Origin of the sequence: Vibrio sp. EJY3, assembly GCF_000241385.1 — a bacterium.
In the GTDB taxonomy this organism is placed as follows: Bacteria; Pseudomonadota; Gammaproteobacteria; order Enterobacterales; family Vibrionaceae; genus Vibrio; species Vibrio natriegens.
The window spans coordinates 2,616,746-2,632,674 of record NC_016613.1; the positions used below are offsets into that span (position 1 = coordinate 2,616,746).

The following is a 15,929-nucleotide window of genomic DNA, read 5'->3' on the forward strand; positions in this document are numbered from 1 at the left end:
CGATTTCGCCGGAAAGCGACTTATCATTCATTAAAAATTTAGTTCCGTTAACTTAATAGCTTTCCAGTTGTGGCGACCTTTAGATTTGTCCCAACTCATGATACGGAGTGCTCTTACTTTCGATTCATTTTTTACATTACCAATAACAAAGGGAGGAACAAAAGTATCCTCAACAAATCCGAAACCTTTAGGTGCTATTCGAAGCGTACCCTCTACATACGAAACATCAGCCATTTCTATTTGCTTGGACGATGAGGAAGCCACCACTTCTTTGTTTCCATCAACACTCGCTACAGATAGCTCAACATAGTCACCAGCCTGAGGTTTCTGCTTACCTTTATGAACCCCCATGCGAACTGATAGTGATGTCGACTTATTTACGAATACTTGAAAGCCTTTACCGGATTTATGGATATTCTCTACGATAGCAACAACCTTCTCCATCGGCCCATGCAAGTAATTCAAAGCGTCGTGAGAAATAGAGTTTAAAAAAGGACTCAGTTGCTTTTCATCAACACCAGAATCATACCAAGGCTGCATAGATAGCTGTTCTAACTCTTGCTTTAGCTTCCACCCATGTGTTTGATAAGCCGCAATAGCCGTTTTTAGGCACATTGAGGCTTCAGCTTGCTGTTGATTTGCAAGTAATAAAGGAATAATTCCCTGTAATAAACGCAAACTAAAAGTAACGTCATGTGCGGATACTATTCCCCTAGCAAAAAACTTCATTGCTAAACGCTGATCTTGTTTTGAATAAGTAGCCGCCAACGCTCCCCAAGCCCAAGACTCTTTTTGCTTCTTTCTTAAAATGGGTAGAATGAGTTCGCGAGCCTGATCGTATTGGCCCGCAACAACAAGGCACTTCGCTTGGTCGTAATCAAGCCACATCATATGTTTAGTGTCAGAGGCTTGCTCGCGTGTTTGGTTAATAAATGCCATTACTTGGTTAAGATCTAGCTGCCAATACTCTCGTGCTCTAAGCCACGCACTTGCCACTTGGCGTGCTGTTGAGAGCATCAAACTTGGCACTTCACCTTTTTCACCTTGAAAAGGTGTTTTATCTTCATTATCAAACAGCGCTGTTTGATGTCTAAGCACAAGGTGAATCAATGTTGGAAACCACTCAAGATCCTTTTTAAACTGAACCAGCAACATTTTGTATTCTAATCCGCCAGTGGGGATTTCTAAGTTCACTATTGTTTGCAGTAGGCTTTCTATTTGCTCAAATTCAAAATCGCTAGGACGATAGTTGTTTGAGGACGCACCACGCTTGACTATCTTCTCTTGTTGTTGCTTGATAAACTCATAGCAGACCCAAAACAAGGCTCCTTTCAAATATGAGTCTTGTGGGTACTGTTCTAATACGGAAAAGCCATAATCCCAAGCCTCTTGGAGTTGACCTGATTTACGTAGATTCCCGACGATCCGAAAGGGTTGTTCAGTTGACATAATTTAATCCCTCCCTAAATTCGTTTAAAACAATTTCACTGTCCACCTGTTCAACTTTAATCGACGATACCAACCCTTTACCACCAACATTTAAGTCCAGCTTAATTTGCCCATTAACACCAACGAAAGTCAAAAAAGCTTTGTACTGTGTTTTTTCCTCAACCAAAACAGTATTCCACCCTTTGCTGTTCAGGTGTCGGATTAATTCATTCGCAGCAGATTCAATAGCTTCGTGTTGATAGCTTGGCTGTGTAGATAACATTGACACTACAGTTTGATAATCAACAGACTCCGGCTTTAATCTCACCGATTGAATGGTGACTTCATCTTTCTTGTTGAAACTGAATTGAACGGTAGCGGATGAACCATCATTTTTTTCAAGCTCATATACTTGCTGATAGGGTCGTCCTTGAATTACATCTCTAATATACCATTCACTACCTTTGAGTAATCGACTAATAGTCAGATAAATCTTCGAGAATAACTTATTAGAAACATCAAAGCCTACTGGCAATTTATCGCTTGCAGATTGCTCAGAATCAAAATAAAAACGAGGCTTAACTATAATTGGACTGATTTTTTTTGGACTTAGCTGCCAACTTGCATTCGAGATTGGGTTTAGAGTGGGGTAATTCAGTAGCCCTATGTTTTCTGTTGAGCAGCAAGTAACGGTATACAGCCAACGAAAATAACTATCTGACGAATAGTTAGCATTATCATGGCAACAAGAGGCATCAACGTATACCTGCTCCCATCCTATATAGCCTTGAGCACGATGTACCGTGAGGGCATATGCAAATCGGAGTCGAGCTGCATTGAAGTAGGAGCTGTCCATGATTAAGTATGCTAGTTGCTTTTGATATTCCTCCTGCTTCAAGCGATATTCTTGAACTGGTAAGTGATTTTTGGCTTCATCTAGTATGCGTTTCTGATCTTTCAGCTTTTCAGTAGCTTCTTCACGCGCAAAAATATTAAGGGCAACAAGCTGGTCAGGTGTCAAGTCTGGAGTTTCAGAAGAAAGATATTCAGGAATGTAACGAACCCTAACATTTCCAACTCCCTCGAAATGAATAGTTGCTGTTGCAAAATGCAATACTGTCCCTGCTTTTCTTCCTTTGAGTAGGATAGATTTCGTTTCTATTTCTGGATCAACATGGACAACTTGCCCAAAAGTACCAGAATTTACCCATGTGCTATCAGTAAAACCATCATTGATACCAGCAGTCCTATTGTGGACATCAACGATATCACCAACAATCAGAACTGACATATCTTGCGTCATTAAAAACTTTCTGCGAATACCACGGTTTACCTTATAGACATCAACGTTTTTGGCACATAAGAATACAGTGCGTTTGGGCCACGCAACGAGAGCGTGACCAATTTCATCGGTATGCTCGCCTACAATCACTTCTTCAACCTGTTGCCCTTCAACATCCGGCAAGCAATTAAATGTGTTATTTGACAATGCAGAAATAAGTGGTAATTGAAACCGTGAAAGGTCACCGGAGCTAACTTGTTCATTCAACTCGCAAGTTGAAAACATGATGTTCTTATCTTTAAACACTTCGCCAATGAGCAAGCTTCGTTGAATACTTCCTCGTGTTAATTGGAATGGGTCACCAACCAATAACATCTTGGGCAAGGCTTCGTTGTTTTCAGTCAATGCTGTCAACATATCTTGTAGTAAGTAACCCGTACCGTACCGTGTTGTTTCTGTTTCAAACTTATCATCACCCAACAAATGTGCATCAAGAAATATGAGCACTTCTCTGGTTGCGTCCGGTATTGTCAACGAAACATCGTAGCAAGCTTTATCTTTCTCAAATCTACTTGGTCGACTCGCGTACAACCAAGAATAAATAGATTGCACATCAGAAAAACCTAGTCCTTTGTATTTATTCGCGATACGAGCATTAGGACTTAGGAATAGTGGGCTTTTTCCTTGTTCGGAGAGTAAATTTTTAATGATCTTAAGTATTGTCTTCTTGCCACTATTCTCTGCTCCAGTAATTGACAATACCGCATTTTGATCGCCAGCAAGCCAAGAGGTAGCGCTATCGATAGCTCGTTGCTGGATTGGAGTCAAATGTACACGCTTCTCAGTATCTGTTGAACTCTGAGTGATAGTAGTAATGATAGGTGCGTTACCATCAGGATTAAACGACGGTATGTCTAAACTCGTTATAATTTTGTCTATATCAGTGCCAGATAAGTCAATTGCGTTACTAGTTATAGCATCAATGATTCTAACAACATGACTCATATCCGAGACATGAAACCAGCGGTTAATCCCAGTTGGAATCTGCTTGTCATCAAAATGAATATCCTGATGGAAGAGACACAGCCCAGCTATATGCCCAAGCTGCGGCTCTGATTGAAATACCACGTTCTCTCGCAGATAGTTCAGCAAGGTAAACTTGTTGTTACGAATTTGCTGATAGGGGTTAGTGCTGCCACCACCTTTTACAATCACATCGTTCGCATACCAACTGCCATTTTCACTGAATGTAACATCCCCGCCATAATCTTTAAAATCGATCACGATAACAGCATGAGACTTTATGACAAGGGCATCCACCGGACGTCCAGCTACATACACATTACCAATTAAATGCAGCGGTTCTTCTCTACCTTCCCATGCTGTCTGCAAGAGATCATAGAGCTGATTGAACACTTTATTCTCATGTGTAAACTCAAAGGGGCTAGCTCTGTAAGCCTGAAAACTCATAGTGCAACCTCTAACTTTTCAGTGGTGGGGTACTCCCCTGTTTTACTTTGAACACAATTCACAAAACTCACCTGTACGTTTAACCAGATAAAACTATTTTTCTAATATTGTGTGGATATTCATTGTTATTTTTTCCAAAGCCAAACCAAAAAATAGTTCTCCGTTTTCATTATTATAAGCTAACTTATTGTTCTATAACTCAATTTCGCCGGAAAGCAATTTAGGAAGCAAGGTGTCACGAAGATCTTCTAGGTTCTGGTTTTCAATTTGATTTGACTTTATTTTGTCGAATAAAGGTTTCACTAGACTATCGAAACTACCTAGGATCTCTTTCGATGGCACTATCACAGGAAGAGCTTTGATAATCTTAGAGTTAACAGCTTTTGCTATTGATGACGTGCTACCCAATGACTCGAAGTTAAACTGATTCATGTAAGAATATAAATAATTCGTTGAAACCCTAGCGTTATCACTCAATTTGTAATGAGCAATAGCTTCATTGGTCGTCATTTCACCATGAGTAATAGCTACACGACCGACAGTCAATTTAAAGCTAAGAATCAAAGTGTTGTCTGGGATAACCTTAACATTAAACTTATCGACAGCTTCTTGCGTTAGATACTCCGAAGAATCAAGCGCAAACGTCCCTGTATTGCCCATATCTCTGATGGAAATCCAAGTAACATCTTTACTGTCTTCTGAAAACCATTGAGGTTCTTTGCGTGGCGGTGTTTTACCTATAGCAACAGTCGCAACCTTTTCGGATGGCAATACATCCCATCCCTCAGGAATCAACCCCAGCTCAGACTCAACGAGCTTTTCAGGGAATAGCGAGGCAGTGGCTGCATCCATTCCATCAGGCTGCTCACCATTCATCTTGGCTTTGACGGGATCGAAATCGACAAACCATGACTTGAAGATGGCTTGTGCCATTTCTTCTAGGGTTTGGCTGGTTTGAGTATTGAGAGCTATCTTGTCATTCAAATTATCCAAAATTTCTACTGCGGAATTTTGATAAGACACTGATGGAAGACTAATGGGGAATTTTTTCAAGTAATCCAAATTGATCTTCGGCACACCAGTATGTTCAGACTCGCCTCGAATCTTATCGATCGCCTTCTTTGAAGAAACCCAGTAGTAAACATACTTTGGATTTGCTTTTGCTGGGTCTACTCTCAAACGCATTTGATTAGATGAAATCAAATAAGAAGGATATGGCTCTTGAGGCACAAAACCAGTCTGCCCCAACGTCCCTTTTTTTGTAAATATAATGTCTTGAGGTAAACATTCGGAACGAGCTAAGCGACTATATGTATCATCACCTACGTAAACAAATTCATCAGATTTGAATTCATCCAAGCCTAACGATAAGTTGCTGCCTCGAATTACTGGTATACCAGATTCTGTATAGCTTGATGCTTTTAAGTTTGAACCAAATGGGCCATCAACAGCTCCATTGCTACCTAGTGCAATTTCACCTAACGTTGTCAGTTCAAAGCTCATAACCCAACCCCACTAGGTTCTTCTTGATCTCTGCTTCTAGCGTTGCCGATTCGGCAAACTGCTCGCTCAACTTAGCGGTTAGCGTTGCCATCTTCTCACCAAATGGAATGCCGTCATCTAGCTCTTCAGTCGCGCCAACGTAACGTCCCGGAGTGAGCACAAAATCGTGTTTCTTAATCTCTTCCAAAGTTGCAGATTTGCAGAAGCCTGCTTGGTCTTCATACGCTACACCATTAACTTCTTCACCTGTTTTCCAAGCGTGGTAAAGGTCAGCGACTTTCTGAATATCATCTTGGGTAAAATCGCGAAGTACGCGGTCTTTCATATAGCCAAGGTTGCGAGCATCAATAAACAATACCTCGCCTTTACGATCACGCAGTTTTCGACCCGATTTATCGGTACGAGCTTTTTTGTTTTTAGTTAAGAACCAAATACAAGCAGGGATCTGGGTGTTGGTAAACAGTTGCCCCGGAAGCGCGACCATACACTCCACCAAATCGTTCTCTACCAGTGCCGCACGAACTTCGCCTTCGTTGTTAGTGGTCGAACTCATCGAACCATTGGCAAGTAACAAGGCTTGAGAGCCATCAGGTGCAAGGTGGTAAAGCATATGCTGCATCCAAGCAAAGTTGGCGTTACCTGAGGGTGGTTTGCCGTATACCCAGCGCGGATCATTATCATCGACGCCTGTGTTCCACTCTTTCATATTGAAAGGTGGGTTAGCCATGATGAAATCCGCACGTAAATCTGGATGTTGGTCATTGGTATAGGTACTTGCTGGTTCCTTACCAAAATCATAATCCAGCCCACGGATTGCCATGTTCATCGCAGCAAGCTGCCAAGTGGTGTAGTTGTATTCCTGACCGTAAATCGAGATTCTTTGTTTTTGCGTTAGCGGGTCAATCTCTTTTTGGTTAGCGCGACGTTCAATAAATTTCTCTGATTGCACAAAGAAACCGCCGGAACCCATTGCAGGGTCATACACACGGCCTTCAAACGGCTCAATCATCTCAACAATAAGCGAAACGATTGATGCAGGCGTATAGAACTGACCGCCTTTCTTACCTTCAGCAAGAGCAAATTGGCCTAAGAAGTATTCGTAAATATGACCAAGAATATCTTTGCTGTTAAGCGACTTATGATTGAATGGAATGGTCGCGATTAGGTTAATCAGCTCATTCAGTTTTGCCTGATCAATTTTTAGCGAGGCGTAGTGCTTGTTGAGTACACCTTTTAGCTTCTGGTTGTCGCGCTCAATGCCTTCCAAGGCGTTATCAATCAGATGCCCAACAGACGTGATTTTCTTCGTCTTATCATCAATCACTAAGTCCGCACCACCAATGACCATCGGGCCGTTGTCTTGCAGGAATTTCCAACGAGATTCAGTAGGCAACCAAAACACGTTTTTCTCTTTGTAGTAATCGCGCTGTTCCAGCTCAATCGCGATTTCTTGTTCAAGTTCTTCAGCCGTATAACCTTCAGGATCGAGGAAATACTCGTGATCAGGGTTAGCAAAGTCTTGTTTTAGTTCTTCTTGGCGAAGCGTGAAGGCGTCAGACACGTATTTAACGAAAATTAAGCCAAGCACCGCATGTTTGTATTGTGAGGCATCAAGTGACGCACGGAGTTTGTCTGCGGCTGTCCAGAGCTTGCTTTCAAGCTCTTTGAGGAATAGTTGTTCTTGTTCGTTCATTGCTGATTTCTTGAATTCGAAAAATTTACCTTATGATACCAGTAACTAAGCAAACTTCCTTGAGTTCTGCCTTACTTAACAGTGATTTTTATGAAGTAAGGAGCACATTATGGCTGCTTGGAATAAAGGAAAAAGAGTTGGGCAGAAGAAAGCGTTCAAATTGGAAGACATTTGGCGCATTCGAATTCGGTTGGAGCTTGAGGAACGGTTATTTGAATTGGCGCTGTTTAACCTTGCCATCGATAGCAAACTCAGAGCATGTGACTTGCGTAACCTAAAGGTACAAGACGTTAGCCGCAGTGGCTGCGTGATGTCACGAGCGATTGTGAAGCAACAGAAAACCCATCAAGAAGTGCACTTCGAGATCACGCCTAAGACTCAGCAAACCTTATCTCAATGGATAATCCTGAATGGTCTGACACCAACCGACTATGTATTCCCAAGCCCACGCCGTGAAGGGCAACCAATCTCTTACCATTACTACACGACTATGGTTAACAAATGGGTAATGGATATCGGTTTAGATAAAACTCAATACGGCACGCATTCATTAAGGCGTACAAAAGCTTCTTTGATCTACGCCAAAACCAAGAACTTACGTGCTATCCAGTTGCTTCTGGGTCATGCTAAGTTAGAAAGCACGATTGAATACCTTGGTGTTGAGATTGAGGATGCGCTAAGGATTTCGGAGAGTTGTGAGACGTAAGATTTAATGCCAACGGCTTAAGTTGTAAACATTAATGGCAGTTGTTTGTGTCCCCAACACTATATCTTTCATACAAATATAAGAAGTGTATTTATGACTACTCAGCACATTAAAGTTGGCAGTGTTCCCGATATTATTGAGCTAATGCCAAACCCCAATGAGCAAAGTGATTCTTATCCTTTTACCCTCTCAACGAATAGTACATGGGGAGAACAAGGTTCCGAAGTATCGATAGAGAAATTGCGTCAAAATATCGAGCCTTGGTTAACAGCTCTTTTCCAATCCGAACATTTAAATCTATTGATCGGTGCAGGTTTGAGTACGTCTATTCAAATGTCGGCAACAGGTGCGCCTCCTGCTGGAATGGGGTGGATCAGTGATCTAGCCGTCTGTCAAAGCGAAATAAATGCATTCGCTACAAAAGCTGCCACAGCGGCTGGTCGCGATAAAGGAAATATAGAAGATCAAATAAGAGCTATTAATGAACTTATCAAAGGGCTTGAAATTCTAACAGTGTTAAATAACCCACAACCTGAAAACCCTCCAGCTCCATTTGTAGCCTATAGAGACCTAAAAGCTGATTTAGATGCAATTAAGGGGGAGTTGTCTCGATGTCTAGGTGAGTTTTCAAAATCTGTCAGTAACGGAGAACACTTAATTAAAAGTGCTGAACCAAAACGAAAAGAGGAAACTTTCAACTATCTTGTGAGCTTCTTAATGAGCTTTGCAAGTAGAACCGCTACACGCGATAGATTGCATATTTTTACAACGAACTACGACCGAATTATCGAGGTTGGTGCTGAACTTGCAGGTTTAAGACTCATAGATCGTTTTGTTGGAAGTATCGCTCCCGTTTTTAGATCCTCAAGATTAGAAGTTGATTATCACTATAACCCTCCGGGAATACGTGGTGAACCAAGATATTTGGAAGGAGTGGCTCGTTTTACCAAGCTTCACGGTTCTCTTGATTGGCACGAACAAGATGGTGCGATTAGGCGCTTTGGTTTACCTTTTGGAGCACGCTCTGTTGAACCGTTTTTAGAAGCAGAAGGTCACGAAAGCAATAGCTATGAACAACTAATGATTTACCCTAATTCAGTCAAAGACAGAGAAACCGCAGAGTACCCCTATGTAGAGCTATTTAGAGACTTAGCAGCAGCGACTAGCCGTCCAAACAGTACATTAGTCACGTATGGCTATAGCTTTGGTGATGAGCATATAAACCGAGTAATTGAAGATATGCTTACCGTTCCATCTACCCATCTCGTCATCATTGCTTTCGGTGACCCGCTCGGAAGAATTATGAACTTCATTAGTAAAAGTGGAAGAAAAGCTCAAATCACTTTACTAATGGGTGACCATTTAGGTGACCTCAAAACTTTGGTTGATAACTATCTACCTAAACCAGCCATAGATAAAGCATCAATAAAGATGGCCGAACTACTAAAGCAGCGAGGCTTTATCCAGTCAGAACACTCAGGTAATGCAACTACCACCGAGGTAACACTATGAGTTACTTGCCTATAGAAAGACTAGAGCAGCTACGAATCGGAACCGTTGGTTTTGTATCGCCTAGTGAAATTAGAGTTTCCTTAGAAATTGATTCTCCAGACTCAGTGTCTCTTCAAGGAGGTTCTCCTCGCAACTTTCCCCGGATAAATAGCTATGTACTGATAAACAGTGATGATGGGTTTCTCGTTGGTCAAGTTGAGTGGATCGCAGTAGAACACTCGCCATATCCAAAGAGAAGAGGCTTGCAAGATTTTGGCTTGATAGATCTACCTTTTCCACTAAAAAAGCTCAGTATCAACCCCGTTGGGACATTGAGAAGCGATAGAAAAAACGATGGCTTCAGATTCACTAGAGGAACAGATGCATTTCCTTCGGTTGGTGATTCAGTACTCCTACCTACTGATAAACAATTAAACTCAATAATCGAATCAGGTGAAAACAGAAGGGTTAAAATAGGAGATAGTCCTCTAGCTAACAATGCAGAAATAAAAATCGATCCCGATAGGCTTTTTGGGCGACATATAGCTGTTTTGGGCAATACGGGTAGTGGTAAGTCTTGTTCTGTGGCGGGGCTAATTCAATGGTCTTTGGACGCAGTTTTACAACAGGGAAAGACCCCAAATGCTCGATTCATAATACTTGATCCTAATGGGGAGTACAGCCGAGCATTTGGCCCAAAGTCAAAATACAAGGGTAAGTTATTACGCGTAGAAGCTAACTCAGATGATGGTGAGCTAGATCTTAAAGTACCATCATGGCTATGGAATAGTTCTGAGTGGGGAGCGTTCACTCAAGCAAGTTCAAAAGTTCAACTCCCATTGCTACGACGAGCTTTGAGGGCGATGAGAAATGATGTGTTGTCAGAAGATGACGTAACAATTCAAGCAAAACATTTTTGCGGAATACTTCTCGTTTCAATAAGGCAACTAGCAAGTCAAGGGCAGATATATGTGAATGCTGGCCCTGCCAAAGGCTTAGTTGAAAGTTTAACGTCATGGGAAAGTAGCCTTTTAACACTAAACGAAAAAATCGACAACCAACCTTTCGATAACCTAATAAGTACGATAAATGCGTATCTATCCTCCAGAAGAGGAATACAGTGGCCTGCTAAGCCTGATGTCGGTGATACAGACAGGTTGATTGCTGACTTAAAACAAGCTCATGTTGCACTTGGCGGCGATGAACAAGAACTTCTCCCGAAAAGTGAAGATACGCCTATTCGTTTTGAAGGTGATGACTTCGTAGCATATCTCGAAGCTTTAGCACAAGAAACAGGAACAGAGCAATTCGTGGAATTTCTTTTGACCCGAATTCGCACAATGTTAGGTGACACCCGAATTAGTGCCGTCACTAAAGATTCGGAGGAACCTATCAGTTTAACTAATTGGTTAGATACTTTTCTTGGGAAGGACACTCATGGTGCTATCACAGTTATCGACCTTTCACTCGTTCCAAATGAAATTATCCATCTTGTAACAGCAGTAATCTCTAGAGTGACTTTTGAAGCTCTTCAACGATACAGGAAAATGAATGGAAAACCATTACCGACAGTAATGGTTGCAGAGGAAGCCCATACATTTATCAAACGATACAAAGAAGAAAGTGAGAGTCAGTCAGTCTCTGATGTGTGCTGCAAAGTCTTTGAAAAGATCGCTCGCGAAGGGCGGAAATTTGGTTTAGGTCTAGTAGTATCATCCCAACGACCTTCTGAGCTATCTCCCACTGTTCTGTCTCAATGTAATACTTTTTTATTGCACAGAATTAGCAATGATAGAGACCAAGAACAAGTCCATAGGCTTGTTCCCGATAACATGAGGGGATTATTAAGAGAGCTACCATCACTACCATCACGACATGCAATTTTACTCGGATGGGCTTCTGAACTCCCCGTTTTAGTTCGAATGAAAGAACTTACTGAAGAACAAAGACCACAATCTGATGATCCAGACTTTTGGAACGTATGGTCTAACTCCACAACTGAGCCACGTGAAGTAAACTGGCAGCCAATCGTTGAAGAGTGGCAAAACCGAGATTAATTTATCTGTTAAAATAGCGCCAAAGATATGCCTTACAACAAGAATTAAGGTTAACTAATCTAAGGCGCTTTTGTCCCCAAGCTAGGCGTTGTGAGACGCATCTGGCGCTGGACAGAACCTTCTTAGAGTCAAATTGAGTAGCTGTGGTGAGTTGTCGCCATTTAATAGAATTTTTCGAGCTTTTTCTCTCTAAGTAAACTCGGCTTACCAATGAGTTAGTATGCATATAATCTTAATCGAGGTCAGTACAACCGACCTTTTTTGTTGGTTATCAAACTAGTTCTCTTCTGTTTTCAATGCCTTTGAATCAAAAGTACCGAACGGGTGATTAACCCAACTTAGTGCCAAAACTAAACTTCAGGGTCAAAATAGAAGCTCTCATATCTGGAAATAAAAGAGCCAGTATAACTATGAGGTTTAGGAACTGCTACGTAACGTTAAGCTAAACTGGCTTCAAATTAGGAATCCTACTCTTTACAATAAATGTCCGTTACGCCTTGCACATCACACCAGTTTCCCCAGTTCCATTGTATTGAGCCTTGACTCCAAAATAAGTGGCAATTATCAAACTCGGTACATGGTTTATCCTCTCCCCATCTACTAACTTCTGCATATCCATTAACTTCACATGCCCATTGAGCACATGTCGCAGCATCTGTACAGCCATTCCAGCTAAAATCACAGGATCCGTGATGTCCGTATGCTTCACCTAAACTAGTGATTTTTACTTCACAAGGGTAGTCTGGATGGTCTGGAAGGCAGTTAAGGGTCGCAACATCAGACTCGAGTTTTGTAACTCTTAATCCTAGCTCATTTATCTGTGCGTCAGCATTATTCATTCGAGCCTCTAAGAACGCTAAACTTGAAGCTTGGGAAGATAAGGATGCATTAAGAGTCAAGATGCTAGACATTAACCCCAAAGACTTGCTCTGAAGATCCAAAATTGCTGCATCTTGAACTTCATCAACGCCAGATTGAGATGCCTGTAACTCGGTAATAACTAAATTAACAGCAAGAATTTGTGTATTAATATACTGTTGAAGGGCGATAATATCCCCTTCTAAAACACCCATTTTTTCGTTTATATCTGCGACATCTTGATTATGGCGATTTCTTAAATCTGATAACAAGTTAGAATTAGCAGCGATAGCGCTACTTAGCTGTTCATCGTTGGCTAGTAATTCGTTTATACTTCCTAAGTTTGCATTTACCTGATTTTGTAATGTCACCATTTCCGTATTAATGAGATTTAAGCTTGTTTTAAGTGTTATAATTTCCCCTTCAATTAAATCTATACTATTTGCATTATTTTCAATTCCTTCTGCATTAGCTGCAATGGCATCAGCATTAGTTTGAATAGCTTCATTTACTTTAGCGAAAGGTTTACCATTTAAAAATTTTTCATCGTTCTGTGAGGCCGTCGCGGAGCCTAAAAAACCAGAAAGAAATAGTAGTGTTATAGTTAATTGTAAATTCATCTTTATGTTTCCTTTTCTGTGAGTGATGTAAGTCTCCTACTTCTTCAACATCTCGTTGAAACTACTAGCGAACTTACGATAAGGTTCGGCTGCGTTATATCATTACAAATTTGAGTATCGAGTTTTAGACCTAACTTGTCGAAGCATATTGACATGTACCTCTAACACCTTCATCAGTATCTACTTAGAAAATATTAACGGACGGGCTCACTAATACGACAAAGCCTTAACTACACTGTCTTAAACAACAGTAGACCAAGAGCGTAGGTTATTACCTATCAATTTTGATAGTTTTTATATTTATAATTAGTAATAATTTTTAAAAATCCATTTACATCATAACTTACTGATAGGTATTGCAAAATCGTATATACCCGTTTAACTTGAAGATGCAGGTTTTATTAACTGAAAATTATCCGTAATTCTGGATACTAGCGAACCTGCAACTTCCGGCAATGTCACATCGAAAAATTCTTTGATGGCGGAGATAAACGTCTTCTTCGATGAGAAGTAAACGTTGTTCCGAACATGCTCATTCATTACTTTCCAGAGTCGCTCTATCGGATTTAAACTCGGACTGTATGGTGGTAAGTAATGGAGTTCGATATTGAGTACTTTTGCTGCATTTATCACCAGTTCTGTTCGGTGATAAGCTGCACCATCCAAAATGAGGTGAACTTTCTGCTCAAATGGGTAATGTTCTTTCTTCAGTTTCCAGAAAAAGCGAACAATACTTTCACTGTTGATAGTGTCGTAGTTCTCAGTGACTGTTGCACCAATATCTTCCAGAGATAAGGCACCGATAATATTAAGACGAGTACGGCTACCTGTTGTTTCAATGAGCTTGTCCTGACCCTTGCGTATCCAGCCGCAGCTCAACTTAGTCGATTGAGTCGGATGAACCGCATCCATAAATAACACAGGTGCATTACTCTGTTTTAGGGCTTGATAATACTCAACAAAAACCTGTTGTTGCTCAAAGCTAAACTTGTGAGGCACACCTTTGGGCTTCTTGTATGAGAATCCATTGTGATGTAGCCACTTGTTCATACCCGCAACGGTATAGCGAATACCAAACTCAGCTTCTACATAAGCGACAATTTGGTGGGTATGAAAGTAAGTTTTCTCAGCCAGATGTTCGATCAGTTGCATCGTTTGGACAGCAGAAAGTCGACTCTGACTACCACCATTTTCAGGTTTCAGTTTCTCAGAAAGAATAAAATCACTGAGATGGCGAGCAACAGTAGATTAGTGGATACGAAGTGCTTGAGAAATCATACATAGACTCCAGCCTTCAGAAGCCAGCAAGACAGCTTTGATGCGATCACGCACTCGACCATCACGAGTTGAATCGTGCATTTGTTCGAGTTGCAGTTTCTGTTGGGGAGTCAGTAATATTTCATGGCTCGTAGCATGATCCCGATTTCATCGGAAATCAAACATCTTCAATGATCACTGGTATAATATGTAAAATTCAAGGAAATAGAAACAAGTGGTTTTTAGATAATCAAGATACTTATAATATCATTCATATAGGTTTGTCAGACTATCAATAAGCCAATAAAAACTTCGAAGTGGGATGTTACATATAAAAGAAATGAGCCAACTCTATCGTTATCACCTTACTAGAATGTGAATTTAAAAATCTACATTCAGTCTCAGTAATTTATTAACCTTAGATAGCATTTCCACCTGATTATTGGAAGAGAATACTCTTAGTAGATTTTTTATATGAAAGCGTACGGTAGCTTCAGAAACACATAATTTATTAGCAAGTTGTTTAGTAGATAGACCGTTCACTATGCCACTCAAAATATGAGACTCAGCTCTACTAACATCAAATGCCTCCATTAGTCTATCTGGAGAACCAAAATTTCGACTTGAAGGCAGAATAAATAACAAACACCCAACTTGATGGTTCAACCAGTCGTAAGACTGTTCATTCATTCTCCAAGGAAGGCAAATTACCATATTTTGATGGTCGTCCTCTTTGAATGGGATAAAGCGCCCAAGAAGTATTTTGTTTGAGTACAAGGTTTCAGAAATCGTTTTTTGTAATGCAATATTTGCTGAATGGTCTGGCAGTATGACACGAAAATTTTGTTTCATGTTATTCATATTTCGCAGATATTTTTGAGCCTTGCTATTGCTGTGAACAAGTTGTCCATTACTCGAAAGGAATATTACGCCAGCTGATAAGTGCTCAAGAGCATCCAAACACATCTGCTGTGCAATCTTAGAATCAAACAAATGCATATTGATTAGAAAAGCTCTTTTTAAATGAGGTGTTAAACATTTCATCATTTCTAAATCAGCTATAGTGAAAACGGAATCATTTTCGCTCCTTACTACTGATAGCCATCCTCTTTTTTCCTCATCTTTATAAAATAAACAACAATTAAAAAATGCATAGCCCAGATTTTTATAAAACTCTTCATACGGAAAACATTGATAAAGAGTTGTAGAATCCCATACATTTTGAGTCAAAATGGCACTACTAGCAGGTATGGTTTCATATATTTCAGTAAAATTATCCCTACCAATATAATTTTTTTCGTACAATTCTATATCGGATAAGCTAACCCCATTACTATAAATGTTTCTGAATTCGGGCTTTCGAGTATCTTCTAAACAAAAGTTAACACTATGACCTCCAACTGAAGATTGGATCTTTTCAGCCATAGGTATCCATTGAAGAGGATCACTAGCAGCGCTATATATGTCATCTATCAGCTCTAAAACCTGTTCAGGTTTTACTAACCCGATCGTCATAACTTATCACCCTTTACCTTGTTGGATAATCTCCTTGCCAAAGACCCTG

The 15,929-nt window shown here is 40.5% G+C and carries 9 protein-coding genes and 1 pseudogene; 3 read left to right on the forward strand and 7 right to left on the reverse strand.

The features are described 5' to 3' along the window. Window positions 1-30: 30 nt before the first annotated feature. The 4 genes from VEJY3_RS11815 to VEJY3_RS11830 form a co-directional block, all read right to left on the reverse strand. Window positions 31-1,449 carry a M48 family metallopeptidase gene (locus VEJY3_RS11815; RefSeq protein WP_014232707.1) on the reverse strand — a complete coding sequence of 473 codons (1,419 nt, stop codon included), beginning with the start codon at window positions 1,447-1,449 and terminating at the stop codon, window positions 31-33. Next, entirely contained in the window at window positions 1,439-4,180 is a 2,742-nt protein-coding gene (locus VEJY3_RS11820; RefSeq protein ID WP_014232708.1) for an NERD domain-containing protein, read from the reverse strand. The genes VEJY3_RS11815 and VEJY3_RS11820 overlap by 11 nt, the downstream gene beginning before the upstream one ends. A 192-nt stretch (window positions 4,181-4,372) precedes the next feature. Next, window positions 4,373-5,683 (reverse strand): restriction endonuclease subunit S, encoded by a 1,311-nt coding sequence (locus VEJY3_RS11825; protein ID WP_014232709.1) that lies wholly within the window; start codon window positions 5,681-5,683, stop codon window positions 4,373-4,375. Then, complete coding sequence (locus VEJY3_RS11830) at window positions 5,673-7,376, reverse strand: class I SAM-dependent DNA methyltransferase (protein ID WP_014232710.1); 1,704 nt, start codon at window positions 7,374-7,376, stop codon at window positions 5,673-5,675. The genes VEJY3_RS11825 and VEJY3_RS11830 overlap by 11 nt, the downstream gene beginning before the upstream one ends. A gap of 109 nt (window positions 7,377-7,485) precedes the next feature. Here VEJY3_RS11830 and VEJY3_RS11835 point away from each other — a divergent pair, with 109 nt between their 5' ends. The 3 genes from VEJY3_RS11835 to VEJY3_RS11845 all read left to right on the forward strand — a co-directional run bounded on the left by VEJY3_RS11835 (window position 7,486) and on the right by VEJY3_RS11845 (window position 11,630). After that, complete coding sequence (locus VEJY3_RS11835) at window positions 7,486-8,082, forward strand: tyrosine-type recombinase/integrase (RefSeq protein ID WP_014232711.1); 597 nt, start codon at window positions 7,486-7,488, stop codon at window positions 8,080-8,082. A 93-nt stretch (window positions 8,083-8,175) separates the two neighbouring features. Next, window positions 8,176-9,594 carry an SIR2 family protein gene (locus VEJY3_RS11840; RefSeq protein WP_014232712.1) on the forward strand — a complete coding sequence of 473 codons (1,419 nt, stop codon included), beginning with the start codon at window positions 8,176-8,178 and terminating at the stop codon, window positions 9,592-9,594. Continuing rightward, window positions 9,591-11,630: an ATP-binding protein gene (locus VEJY3_RS11845; RefSeq protein ID WP_014232713.1), complete on the forward strand. Its 2,040-nt coding sequence runs from the start codon at window positions 9,591-9,593 to the stop codon at window positions 11,628-11,630. Before VEJY3_RS11840 ends, VEJY3_RS11845 begins: the two co-directional genes overlap by 4 nt. Window positions 11,631-12,097: 467 nt before the next feature. On the opposite strand, the gene VEJY3_RS11850 is transcribed toward VEJY3_RS11845, so the two are convergent. From VEJY3_RS11850 to VEJY3_RS11860, 3 genes and pseudogenes are all read right to left on the reverse strand, one after another. Then, window positions 12,098-13,108, reverse strand: a complete 1,011-nt coding sequence (locus VEJY3_RS11850; RefSeq protein ID WP_014232714.1) for a chromosome segregation ATPase — start codon at window positions 13,106-13,108, stop codon at window positions 12,098-12,100. A gap of 378 nt (window positions 13,109-13,486) precedes the next feature. Then, window positions 13,487-14,467: pseudogene (locus VEJY3_RS11855) on the reverse strand (IS630 family transposase). A 279-nt stretch (window positions 14,468-14,746) separates the two neighbouring features. After that, window positions 14,747-15,880: a helix-turn-helix transcriptional regulator gene (locus VEJY3_RS11860; protein ID WP_014232715.1), complete on the reverse strand. Its 1,134-nt coding sequence runs from the start codon at window positions 15,878-15,880 to the stop codon at window positions 14,747-14,749. Window positions 15,881-15,929 lie beyond the last annotated feature (49 nt).